13 protein-coding genes are annotated in these 12,137 nt (G+C 43.8%); 4 read left to right on the forward strand and 9 right to left on the reverse strand.

Annotation, left to right across the window (positions count from 1 at the left end; all coding sequences use genetic code 11):
* Positions 1-498: 498 nt before the first annotated feature.
* From CEQ32_RS00845 to CEQ32_RS00855, 3 genes are all read right to left on the reverse strand, one after another.
* Positions 499-1,704 (reverse strand): IS256-like element ISSod5 family transposase, encoded by a 1,206-nt coding sequence (locus CEQ32_RS00845; protein ID WP_088585337.1) that lies wholly within the window; start codon positions 1,702-1,704, stop codon positions 499-501.
* Positions 1,705-1,772: 68 nt separating this feature from the next.
* Complete coding sequence (locus CEQ32_RS00850) at positions 1,773-1,976, reverse strand: hypothetical protein (protein WP_088585338.1); 204 nt, start codon at positions 1,974-1,976, stop codon at positions 1,773-1,775.
* 156 nt (positions 1,977-2,132) lie between these two features.
* On the reverse strand, positions 2,133-2,390 hold the full coding sequence (locus tag CEQ32_RS00855; RefSeq protein ID WP_216841348.1) for a hypothetical protein: 258 nt from the start codon (positions 2,388-2,390) through the stop codon (positions 2,133-2,135).
* A 391-nt stretch (positions 2,391-2,781) separates the two neighbouring features.
* On the opposite strand from CEQ32_RS00855, the gene CEQ32_RS22855 reads away from it, so the two are divergent.
* Both CEQ32_RS22855 and CEQ32_RS00865 read left to right on the forward strand, forming a co-directional pair.
* Entirely contained in the window at positions 2,782-3,015 is a 234-nt protein-coding gene (locus tag CEQ32_RS22855) for a hypothetical protein (RefSeq protein ID WP_146128711.1), read from the forward strand.
* Positions 3,016-3,121: 106 nt separating this feature from the next.
* The gene (locus CEQ32_RS00865; RefSeq protein ID WP_241407254.1) at positions 3,122-3,367 is read left to right on the forward strand and encodes a transposase; all 246 of its coding nucleotides are present in this window, start codon (positions 3,122-3,124) and stop codon (positions 3,365-3,367) included.
* A gap of 20 nt (positions 3,368-3,387) precedes the next feature.
* Here CEQ32_RS00865 and CEQ32_RS00870 read toward each other — a convergent pair whose 3' ends face one another.
* Both CEQ32_RS00870 and CEQ32_RS00875 read right to left on the reverse strand, forming a co-directional pair.
* Entirely contained in the window at positions 3,388-4,797 is a 1,410-nt protein-coding gene (locus tag CEQ32_RS00870) for an ammonia-forming cytochrome c nitrite reductase subunit c552 (RefSeq protein ID WP_088585341.1), read from the reverse strand.
* Positions 4,781-5,992: an NnrS family protein gene (locus tag CEQ32_RS00875; protein WP_088585342.1), complete on the reverse strand. Its 1,212-nt coding sequence runs from the start codon at positions 5,990-5,992 to the stop codon at positions 4,781-4,783. The genes CEQ32_RS00870 and CEQ32_RS00875 overlap by 17 nt, the downstream gene beginning before the upstream one ends.
* 790 nt (positions 5,993-6,782) lie before the next feature.
* On the opposite strand from CEQ32_RS00875, the gene rfbB reads away from it, so the two are divergent.
* Positions 6,783-7,814 (forward strand): dTDP-glucose 4,6-dehydratase, encoded by a 1,032-nt coding sequence (rfbB, locus tag CEQ32_RS00880; protein WP_088585343.1) that lies wholly within the window; start codon positions 6,783-6,785, stop codon positions 7,812-7,814.
* A 193-nt stretch (positions 7,815-8,007) separates the two neighbouring features.
* Here rfbB and CEQ32_RS00885 read toward each other — a convergent pair whose 3' ends face one another.
* The 4 genes from CEQ32_RS00885 to CEQ32_RS00900 form a co-directional block, all read right to left on the reverse strand.
* Positions 8,008-8,409: a type II toxin-antitoxin system toxin gene (locus tag CEQ32_RS00885; protein ID WP_069455295.1), complete on the reverse strand. Its 402-nt coding sequence runs from the start codon at positions 8,407-8,409 to the stop codon at positions 8,008-8,010.
* Entirely contained in the window at positions 8,402-8,824 is a 423-nt protein-coding gene (locus CEQ32_RS00890) for a type II toxin-antitoxin system antitoxin (RefSeq protein WP_069455294.1), read from the reverse strand. The genes CEQ32_RS00885 and CEQ32_RS00890 overlap by 8 nt, the downstream gene beginning before the upstream one ends.
* A gap of 106 nt (positions 8,825-8,930) precedes the next feature.
* Complete coding sequence (locus tag CEQ32_RS00895) at positions 8,931-9,698, reverse strand: HutD family protein (protein ID WP_086904479.1); 768 nt, start codon at positions 9,696-9,698, stop codon at positions 8,931-8,933.
* 275 nt (positions 9,699-9,973) lie between these two features.
* The gene (locus tag CEQ32_RS00900) at positions 9,974-10,420 is read right to left on the reverse strand and encodes a copper resistance protein NlpE (RefSeq protein ID WP_192959140.1); all 447 of its coding nucleotides are present in this window, start codon (positions 10,418-10,420) and stop codon (positions 9,974-9,976) included.
* 173 nt (positions 10,421-10,593) lie between these two features.
* Between CEQ32_RS00900 and CEQ32_RS00905 the strand changes: the two genes are divergently transcribed.
* Positions 10,594-11,802, forward strand: a complete 1,209-nt coding sequence (locus tag CEQ32_RS00905; protein WP_001206290.1) for an IS4-like element IS10A family transposase — start codon at positions 10,594-10,596, stop codon at positions 11,800-11,802.
* The last annotated feature ends 335 nt before the right edge of the window (positions 11,803-12,137 follow it).

Raw genomic sequence — 12,137 nt, forward strand, 5'->3', positions numbered from 1 at the left:
CACATCGTCTTCAAAATATGAGAGTTGGAGACTATAAAAGGCTATTTATTATAACGACACACGGTTGCTGTACATGAGCATAAACTGCCTCATGGCAGGCTTCCAATCTCGTAGTGGCATTGTCCACTTTTTAGCAATCTGGTGTAAAGCCAGATACAGCTGAGCGTAAAACACAACCATTTATATAGTGTAATTTGTATATGTAAGAGCTAATCTTATTATTAACAACGATAGCTTTTATGCAGGTTAAGTATGTGTGTTGAATATGATAAGTTGGTAGAGGAAAAAAAGAGACGGCAGTTGGTTTATGCAGAGCTTGTATTGAGTGGAGAAAAATCGTCATGTTCACGGCCAAAATCTAGCTCAGAAAGCCCTAGAAAAAACAAAAATTTACTAAAAATCCCTAACTTTAAATTTTACTCAATGGAAATGAACTAACTAGATTGCCGAATGCCCTCTGCGTGTTGAGGCTGTTCATAATTCTGTGTCAGGTTAATTTCACAGATCGATATGGTTTTCTAAGCGCCCCTCAAAATGGATTGAGAGCTGTGATAGCGTCAAATTCCAGTTTTGGATGGGGTGGGTCCAGCGCTCAGAGGCCTTCAATATACCCGCGTAAAGCAGCTTGAGTAAACTGTTCTCGTTAGCAAAACCGCCCTTCGTTTTGGTTAACTTCCTGAATTGTCGATGTACCGCTTCAACTGCATTGGTGGTGTAGATAGCAGTACGGACATAGTCTGGGTATTTGAAATACACCGATAGCAGCGCCCACTTGTTACGCCATGATTTAATCACCACGGGGTATTTATCGCCCCATTTTGTCTCCAGCTCATCCAGTGCCATCTCGGCCGCATTCAAGGTGGCAGCCTTATAAACGCACTTTAAATCCGCCATAAAGGCTTTTTGATGCTTGGACGCGACATACTTCATCGAGTTGCGAATTTGGTGGATGACACACAACTGTACTTCCGTATGCGGGTAAATGGTTGCAATCGCTTCAGGAAAGCCTTTAAGGCCATCAACGCAGGCGATGAGGATGTCTTTAACGCCGCGATTATACAGGTCTGTTAGCACGCTTAACCAATGGTGAGCCCCTTCATTATCAGACAGATATAGGCCTAATAGCTCTTTTTTACCTTCGACATTAAGCGCCAAAATAGTGTAAACCGCTTTGCTGATAAAGCGGCCGTTCTCTTTGATTTTATAGTGTATCGCATCGAGCCATATGACGGGGTAAAGCGGCTCTAGCTCGCGTTCACGCCATGCTTGAAGCTCAGGGAGTAACTTGTCAGTAATGGCATTCACCGTGCCGTTGGACACCGACATGCCGTACATGTCTTCGATATGCGCGCGAATATCTTGGTAGCTGGAGCCTAATGAAAATAAGCCTATGATTTTACGCTCCATTTCATCGGTAAGTTGGGTTTGGTGCTTTTTGACTAATTGAGGTTCGAAGGTGCCCGCTCTGTCTCTGGGCGTGTTCAACTCAAAGTTGCCAAGGGGGCTTTTAACCGTTTTAGTGGTTTTACCGTTTTTACGATTGGCACCTTCAGTGTTCGCCAAATGGCCGTTCAACTCTGCCGCTAAGGCCGCTTCAGTGAGCTGCTTAATCAAAGGGGTTAAGATGCCATCCTTGCCGGTGAGGTCTTTACCTTCACGTAGTGCTTGAATGGCAGCATTGATATCAAAAGTAGGTGTGGTCATAAATCATCTCTTTTTGGTATAGCTTAAAGAAATGACACAGAAATTTGAACACTACCATATTACAACGGTTAATTAAGAATGTCTACTGTGACCCAAGGGAAATGTTTACGGAGGATAAATCTTTCACTATCAAGTATTTCTTCGTCAACTTTAATTTCGAATTGACCTGCTTCCTTCACGTAAACTTCATCATGCCAAGTGTTAATGTAATCGAGCAAAGTATCCATACAGACAGGCGCTTCATGCGGACAGATAATCGATAGCGTTTTCATAACGTATCTCCATCGCAGAGTTGAGATAACGATCCTTATGATTCAAATGTAATGCGTTTGTAAATTCAGAGCAGCATAAGAAAGCTTTAGTCGGCTAAAATATCTCTTTTGGAGTAGCCGGAAATATTAGAAACTATGGCTCCGATGTGTGTAAAGTCATTTATCATTGCTGTTGTCTTCAAGGAATTGGTAGTACGCCATCAATGCTTGAGAGCATGGAGAAAGGTCTTTCGCGGCCTTGATGGCTTTCTGGTAAAAGAGGTAGCTATTCGCTTCGTGGTTGAATGAACCATCTTGATTAAACAACGTCGGTAGTGAGCCAATATTTCCCGCTACAGGGCTACATTGATAGCTGCTATCAATGACCGATGACTCTGTCTGCTTGTAAACGTCGCTCGATTGTATGAGATACATAAATCCCCCAGAAAACCACTGACCATACACAGTACAGTCAGTGAATAATTGTTTTTCAGATTTATTTATGTGTGTAAGATGCTTTTCCTACATCAACCCGTCATAGTAAGAAACTTTATTCCTCTCCCACATCAGACGCTTCAATGTATTGCCAAAGAGTACGCTTCTCGTAGAAAACAGTTTAAAAAAGCCAAGTTGAACTGGCGCAAATCTGGCGGTGCTAAACGCTCACTTTGCTGGATACCAGTAAACACGGGGGCGGCAAAATGGAAAAATAGCCAAGTGTTTTTCAATGGTCGCTATTACAGCGTGTGGGATAGCTACGGCCTGAGTCAATACCAGTTCAAAACGGCCTCATTCAACGAGGATGCTCGCGGCCGCTGGTACTTTAATGCCAGTATATACATATCAAAGCTCAGGTACAGCCAGTGTCGGTATCGACCTTGGCTGTAAAGAGGCCGCAACGGATAGCAATGGCGACGGTGTCACTGGTCGGCAATATCGCAAGCTAGAGCGGCCATTAGGCATCGCTCAACGGGCGAACAAACAACAACGAGCGAAAGCGAACCACGCCAAAATCCACAATCGTAGAAGGATGACTTGCATAAATACAGTCGCCAGCTAGTCAATGAAAACGCGGCGATTTTCGTTGGTGACGTCAATTCCCTAGGTTTGGCAAAACCAAAATGGCTAAGTCCATTTTGGATGCAGGCTGGGGAATGATCAAAACAATGCTGGAATATAAATGCGCTCACGCAGGGGTTGTTTTTGAAGAAATCAACGAAAGTTACACAACCCAAACTTGTTCGTGCTGGGGGGAAATCCCCGCCAGCAGTCCGAAAGGTAGAGCAGGTCTGCGAATAAGAGAATGGGCTTGTAGCAGTTGTGGCTCTACGCATGATAGAGATATCAAAGCAGCGAAGAACATTCTTGCGGCTGTGCATGGCCGTCTAGCGGTAGGAATCCACCTCCTTTAGGGGGGGGAGGATGTCAATTACTAATAACCATATTGACTAACTGGTTGCCAGTGTTTCTTAACATCATTCTCAATAAACTTTTGTTTTTCTTTAATTAAATTGGCCTCAACTAATCCTATCGCTTGATGGGCCTTTTCTTTAGTGCTGATATCTGGATAGCTAACTTGGGTCACGTTAAGTTGCTTCAATATTCCAGTGAGCAGATGACGTGCTTCGCTCGCTTGTTCGATGGCTTTATCTAAAAGCTGCTTACCTTCCTCTGGATTATGTGCATACAAACCATGTGAAGACATCGCGAAGTCCCACCGCCACTGACTATGGCGTATCGCCATAATAGGCTCATTCATGTTATCCCATTTCGCACCAGCATCCCATGCCGCTTTGGCTTCATAGTGGGCTTTGACGAGCAGAGCTTCAACTTCGCGGGCTTTGGTCTCAATCGTTAATTTATTAGCCGCGAGCTTGGTTTCAATTTTGGTTTTACTGCTATGGCAGCTACTACAGCTATTATCAAAGTGCGGTAAAGCTTTATCAACTTTATGGCTAGTAAATTCAACACCTTTTGCATCCTGCTGGGTTGGCATATGACAGGTAATACAAGTAACACCGACTTCGGCATGTTTACTGCGACTCCAGTGTTCAAACTCAGGATGCCGTGCTTTGAGTATCGGCGTCTTTGAAAGAGGATGGATCCATTCGAAGAAGCGGCGAGTATCATAGTATTTTTCAATATCATCAGCGGTATTGCCAAATATCCAAGGAATGTTGACAACATTACTTTTTTCCGGACGGAAATAGTAAGTGACATGACATTGACCACAAACCTGAGCACCTTGCATATTAATATCTTGTTTATCGAATGGCAGGTGAATTTTAGCCATCGCGTCTTGCGCATGAGGGCGAGGTAAGGCTAATTTCTGAGTGCCAGATTCATGGCAATCGCTACAATACACAACGCTTTGAATTTCTTTACCAAGATCCGTAAAGTTTTTGGCGGAGTATCCTTCAAATCCCAGTTGTTCGATTAATCTTGGAGCATCAGGCGTTTTACAGGTCCAGCAACTGGCTGATAAACCTTTATCTCCTGCTTTAGGGGGCACACCGGTACGTAAAGTATGAGTAACATCGGCAACGGCAAAATGGTGTCCCCGTGGGCTATGGTACTCTTTGGCATAGGAAGAACCCGCCCAGAGTATGATACTGGCAGGATAATTGGCGAGCATATCCTCGCGTTCAACTTGTTCGGATGTGGCTTGCCAAGATTGATATTGGTTAGGATATTTTTGTTGATGGTTATTATCGGAAGCCGCAACAGCTGTACATATCGCAATAGAAGATAAGCCAATAAATTTAAGTAATGCCTCTGTTTTTAAAGAATTTTTCACTTTATATCCTTTTTCCATAATATCACTATTAACCTGGGCGCCCATCAATACGGGGTCGGGTGAGTATTGGTAAGTAGTGCCATACAAATAGTGCAAATGCGATAAACCAACAACTAGCCGCCACCCATAACCAGACTTGAGTATGCGCGGGAAACCAAATAGCCATCAGAGCCCTGAACACCGCAGTTAACGGTAGGCAAATAAAAGCTAACATCATCTTAGGACCTTCATAGATATTTCTACTTGTGTGCCCGAGTGACACTCTAGAGATCATCGAAAGACAGAGCGTTGCCATACAACCAATAGCAAATAGATGAAGCAAACTGCGATAAGCATATTCATTATCAAGATACCAACTCATAGATAATAAGCTGATTGGTAGCATTAAATAGGCAATATGCAAAGACCACAACATGGGTTCTTTCAGTGTTTTATGGGGTAGCCAGCGTGCAAATCGGACAAGCTGCAAAAGCCCGGCAATCAACAATAAGCCTCGTGCAACTTCAAGAGGGATGAAATTAATGAGTGATTGAATAACAAGCAAGATCATAGTCACGATAAGTGGGTACTCAATCCAAGTTAAGGGTTCAGCTTTGGTTGCCTTAATGCGCATAGCAGTAAAAAACGGAATGACGCGCCCACCAACAATTGTGATAAGTAAGGCTAACCACCATAACATGGCCTGCCAAATTTGATTGGCAAGGATGAAGTCACGTTCAAATAGAGCATAATAGCTGATGTTGTTAATCACGAGTGCAACAAACAACATAATTGGAAAACCAATATTACGCCATTGCTTAACCTTATAAATACAGCGCCATAGGGTAAGGCTTGCCAAGCCAAGAAACAATGAATCAAACAATGCAGGTAAGATGAGTGGAATTTGAATAGGGAATAAAAGTAATAATCGTGCCAGCAACCAACAACTAAAGGTCAATGCAAGTGGCCATCCCTTTAATGTGGGTTGATTTGTCCAATTTTGAACAGCAGTAAGTAAAAAACCACAAACAATTGCGATTGCAAAACCGAACAACATTTCATGTGGATGCCACCATAGGGGCAATACTTTACTCCAAAATGACGAAGGAAAAAAACTATATTGAGGAGTAAACCAAGTTATTAACCACAAAGGGATATATAACGCAGCTACTATTGCTCCCCCAAGAAAAAAAGGTCTAAAGCCAAGTCGCCATAACGCATGAGTTCGTTCGGTTTGTGTAGGATCACCAATATTTAGCATAGTTTTCAGCCTAGTAGCAGATGATAAATAAGGTGCGTTTATTATACATATTAAGTTGAGCTGTTATGACCTTCAATTCAAACCAATCTTAAATTTTGGGACCAAGATCCCAAAGACAAACAAAATCGGTGGACTATAGATCCACTCAAATAGGCACGTTGCAGATTATCGGCTGTCAGTAATCGAGTTGAAACGAGACGCAAAAGCTTCAAGGCAAATACTCAGATGTTCTGAGAGCTTGACATCCTTTAGGGGGGAGGATGTCAAAGCGGTTCCTGTTTGGTATTCACAAGATCTGATCCCATCTGAAGTGGAAGGTTCATTCATTTAGGCAACAACGCCTAAATAGCTGTTCCAAATAGTAGATCAAAGGAAGGGAACTCAGTCCTGGAGACTATAAAATTTTCGGTGTAAGTGGCCTTCGAGGTCATGTGGATGCCAAGGAGGGTAAGATGTCAATTTGGATCTCATTAGGGCGCAACAGACGCCGGATATATGTCGCAAGAGTGTGAACCATTAACAACTGATACTCCGTTGTGAAAGGTGAATTATCGACTAACGTAAATGTACTAGCCCAGACCTGCTTCAGAACAATGCCTGAATTAGGGTTATCTAAGCGCGATGTTTATCGTTAATTATTGTGCGCATTCGCCTCAGTGTTCGCTTCGCCCTGCACAGCTTGTATATTTCTCTTGCTCCTCATACTTAAAAAGGTCACGTCGCTCTACTGGTAAAGTTGTATACTTTCGGGCCTTTTATTTTTCTAACCTTTTACTTTGGGATAGGCGATATGCGAATACTCATTACCGGTGGTGCAGGGTTTATTGGATCGGCATTAGTGCGAATGCTGATTGAGCAAACGATGTGCATCGTGATCAATGTCGATAAGTTAACCTATGCCAGTCATCCAGAGGCTTTAGCGGCTATTGCCGATAGTGAGCGCTATCATTTCATACAGGCGGATATTTGTGATGGAGCGACATTAGAGCAAGTCTTTCAGGCTCATCAGCCCGATGTGGTAATGCATTTAGCGGCTGAAAGTCATGTTGATCGCTCAATTGAAGGACCCGCTGCATTTATCCAAACCAACATTGTGGGCACCTATACGTTGTTAGAAGCTTCGCGCCGATATTGGCAGCAATTAGCGGATACGCGAAAAGGGTTATTTAGATTTCATCATGTTTCTACCGATGAGGTTTTTGGTTCACTGACCGAAACTGGATTGTTTAGTGAAACCTCAGCTTATGATCCGAGCTCGCCTTATTCAGCAAGTAAAGCTTCAGCGGATCATTTGGTTCGTGCTTGGCATCGAACTTATGCTTTACCGATAGTGATGACCAACTGCTCCAATAACTATGGCCCTTTTCAATACCCTGAAAAGCTCATTCCCCTAATGGTCACCAATGCGTTACAGGGTAAACCGTTGCCAATTTATGGTAATGGTCAGCAAGTGCGTGATTGGTTGTATGTGGATGATCACGTTAAGGCGCTCTATTTAGTTGCGACTCAGGGGGAGCTTGGGCAAACCTATAATATTGGTGGTTCCTGTGAGCAAACTAATTTGACGGTTGTGCGGCAAATTTGCGCCTTATTAGAGGAGTTAGTGCCTACTCATCCGCAATCTCTTGCAATGGGTAGTGCGGGTTTTGCTGATTTAATTCAGTATGTTGTTGACCGGCCTGGCCATGATGTACGCTATGCTATTGATGCCAGTAAAATTCAACGTGAATTAGGTTGGAGAGCGCAAGAGTCTTTTGAGTCAGGTCTCAGAAAGACGGTGGAGTGGATTATTAACCAGCAATATCCTATAACGAGCGACTAGTACTCGCGCAAGCTCACCCTAGAACATCACTATGTGGCTCTAGAATCTAGGTACGCCGCAAGCAGCTACAGAATGTCACTACGTGACTTACGGATAACGGAACGGGCTTCGCTCTCACGGTAAGCGAAGCGTTCTGTGAGTGAGCTTGCGAACGTTCCGTCAACCTTCAACGTTTCTTGTTCTGTCAACATCTTCACTCTGCTTTTATCACATCAATAAATTGCTCAAAATCCTCAAGATGATGCTGTACAACATGGACAACGATATCAAGGTTGAGTTCTTGGTAGTCATGTACTGCGATGTTTCGCAGGCCGACCATTTTCTTTAAGTTATCTGCGAGTGGCTGAGTAATAAGGTTATTTTGTGCGAGTAATGTAAAGCTATCACGGCTACTTTGGGGGATGCCTAGTTGTTGTTGGCGGTTAATATGATTGGCTATGTCGATACAGGCTTCGCAGCAGCGTTGTAAATTGAGGATAACGCTATCTTGCAAGGTGAAGTCTTGTTTGAACTGGCTTCCATCACCATAGACTTGTTGGATGCGCTTTATACAGCGTTTGATGGTGGCTATTTTATTGATAATAATGTCATTCAAAGTGACTCCCCCTATGATCTTTGGCTGCGGTGTTGGCCATTACATCATCAATAATTGCCTGTCTTTCGGCTTGTAGATGTTGGTACATTGAGATGGTCTTTACGGCAAAAAGTTCATCATCTTGTTGTGTTCCCCAAAGTTGCTTCCCTTGAGTGACTACCTGTTGGCATAACACTGTGGATGCTGAGCGTAAATCAACCAGATCAACATCTGAGTCCAACGCCGAAGCGAGTTTTTGGGCAAGTTCCCAGCGTGCAATATTGTCTAAAGTGTCAGCGGCGAGTACCGCGATATCGATATCGCTGTTGCGGTGTTGTGTTCCCTGCGAATAAGAGCCAAACAGGTAGATTAATTGCAACTTTGGGATGTTGTCTCGCAGTAACTTTATGATTTTCTTTTCATTTAGTTGTTGCATAGGTCCATTGCACGATTTGATGAATTCGGGGTGAGTATATAGCATATAAGGCGGAGCCAAAAGGACGGACTCAGGTTTTGAAGACGCCACTGTGTGGCTCTATAATCTAGAACTTTTTAGTGCATTCTATAACGATACGCAGTACCTGACATTGTTTATGGTTTAGTAGGGACGGGTTTTCTATATGTGTGTGCTTAAGTATTGGTCGTTCAGCGTCTGAAGAGGTTGCATCGGAAGTTTCAATTTCTTCTAATCGCTGCATTTTTGACGGCTGCGCTTTTAAATTCTGGCCTCGTAGGCATTGCACCATATCATAACGCTTAAGTTGAATAATTTGGCCTTGGTAAACTAAGTTCAGCGGTTCAAGGCACAATAACCACTGTTGCAACTCGTTATTGTGTACATTCGATGTTTGATGAGCATCATCAATATTGCTGGTTTCTATAGACTCTGGGCTTAACGAGCCATACGACTCCGGCCATTCAATATACGCGCGATACTTGCCGCGTTTAGTCATTACATTAAAGTCGATAATTTGCTTATCTAAGAGTTGGCTTTCGATCTGAGTTTCGCCGCTAAAACAAAATGCGGGCTCATTGGGGCGAAGGATTAATTCATTTGCCTCAGCCGCATCATTAGACATCATCTTAAGTTTTACGCCTGCACCTTCTAATATACACAGCTGTCTATCTATGCTGGGAAATTGTGAGAAGGGTCCATCACTCGAAATGGTGGCAATGCTGATCCTAAAATCAAAATTACTGAGGTCAGCATCCTTTGGCGATATTAACAGTTGTTTAGTACTGCCACCGCCATTTTTCCATAGGCTCGATTCGCATTCTTCATAACGGATAATTTGGATATTAGAGTTCACGTGTAGGTTACTCTTTTCAATCTGGGTGGCGCCGACGCGAGAAGATAGGACGCTGACAAGCTTGCTCTAGATCGAGAATCGCAGCGCTCTAACTCTACGGACGCCGCTAGCAGCAATGGAACGTCACTGCGTGGCTCAAGGTTTACGAAATTGCTTATCACCGACGGTAAGCGAATCATTTTTCTTTTACCGTTATCGGTAAGCAGAACGTTCTGTCAACGATTTTACTGTGAGCGAATCGCTTAACTTCTCACTGTCACGCTGCAATGTTCTTTTTACATCCCTTTCTTTTTCAATATATAGTGCTCAGCCAGTTCGCCGCTGATCCTGTTGCCTTCGTTATCTAGCATAAATAGCTGGTTTTCACCGACGAGGTATTTACTGCCATCGGATAAAGTAATTTTTGAGCCCTTGCCATCCCAGTCAAATTTTCCTGCCACCTTGAAGATGCTCTCATCTTTGCCCAAATAAATACTTTTTAATTCAAAGCGGTTATCTGCCAGTAGCGTTAGCGTGGTTTGAATACCTTCGCAACTCGCACAGGGTAAAACACCTTCATACGTGCCTGGCCAATCGAGTGCATTTTGGCTGGTATCGCCAAGGGGGATGGTCTTTTGAGTTTCTGTATTGGCTGTGGAGTTTTGATCTGTTGCATGTTGCGGATCGCTGCAAGCAGTTGCCATTATTGCGACTAAGGCGATAGTAAAGAGTGGACGTTGCATATTCATCTCAAGCCTCTGATTTATTGATATTAGGGATGATAACCGCCATCTACGATGGCACCAAACTCTGAAGAATCCCCTGATGATTTACAAATAAATCATCAAATTAGGGTGGAAGCGCATCTTGTTGCATGATCAAATGGTTTCGCTAAAAACTACACTTGGACAACAAGATGCGCGAAGCCAATATCCTACAACATTCTTTACACCAATACTGCCCAGAACTTCACCTAAAACGATTAAACAGCTTGATGCTGGCCTCTAAGGCACTGATTGAATGTAAGACACTGACCTTGACTGAGTTAGGTCGAAATTTACCAACCACGGCCCGAACCAAGCACAACATCAAGCGCATTGATCGTTTGCTCGGCAACACGCATCTGCATCAAGAACGGTTAGCTGTCTACCAATGGCATGCCAGCCTCATCTGTTCTGGTAACCCTATGCCGATTGTGCTCGTCGATTGGTCAGACATCCGAGAGCATAAACGCATCATGGCTCTGCGCGCCTCAATAGCCTTCAATGGCCGCTCTATTACCCTGTATGAGAAGTCCTATCCCCTATCAGAACAATGCTCTAAGGCCTCCCACAACGGTTTTTTAGCGGACTTAGCCAAGATTTTACCTTTGCATGTTACCCCTCTCATCGTGACTGACGCGGGGTTCAAAGTGCCTTGGTACAAAGAGGTTGAGGCGCATGGTTGGTTTTGGCTAAGCCGTATTCGCGGTACAGTTCAATTTGCAGATATTGGCGCTGAAAATTGGCGTGCAGTTCGCAGTACACATGACTTGGCCAACGGTCAAGCGAAGAGCCTGGGTTGTAAGACCTTGACCAAAACTAACCCTATCAATTGCCATCTCACGCTTTATCGTAGCAAACCTAAGGGGCGTACAAATCAGCGTTCAACGAGGACTAATTGCCACCATCCATCGGCAAAAACGTACTCAACATCGGCGAAAGAGCCTTGGGTGTTAGCCAGCAATTTACCACCAGAATCTCGGAGCCCAAAGCAGCTGGTAAACCTGTACGCCAAACGTATGCAAATAGAGGAAACCTTTCGTGACCTCAAAAGCCCGGCATACGGCTTTGGCTTACGCCAAAGTCGTACCAACAGTCCAGAGCGATTCGACATCATCCTACTGATAGCGTTGATGGTTCAATGCCTGTTGTGGCTAGTTGGTTTACACGCACAGCAACAGGGCTGGGATAAGCATTTTCAGGCCAATACCATTGGGCATCGAACGGTACTCTCAACGATTCGCTTGGGATTGGAGGTACTCAGGCGGCCTGATTATCAAATCACGGAGAAAGAATTGCTGGCGGCCTGGGTATTATTCGCCAATCAGTTGCTCAAATATGGCTATGCTATGGCTGATTTATGAGGGGATCCTTCAGCACCAAACTTATTTACTATGGTAAGGGGTCATATTAAAGGCATTAAGGCTATGCTCGATATGGCATTTGGGAGCTTAATTTCAGCGGCGCTTACGGCTTCATTGCTATAGTGTTAAATCCGATAATATGGCGCGATCGCAGTTGAGCCGGGGGAGTGAGAAGCGCTGAAATGCTATTCTGTAGAGTAATCTACCTAGTGAGTTTGCAGATAGAATCTATACTAAAGACTATCACTTTAAGGTTAGTACTTAAGACTCTTGCATAAGCATTGGCCACTGAAGCTATTGTCAGATTTCAATGTCTGGTGAAGCCACGCGGAGAA

The sequence above is a fragment of the Shewanella sp. FDAARGOS_354 genome, assembly GCF_002209245.2.
Classification (GTDB): Bacteria; Pseudomonadota; Gammaproteobacteria; order Enterobacterales; family Shewanellaceae; genus Shewanella; species Shewanella xiamenensis.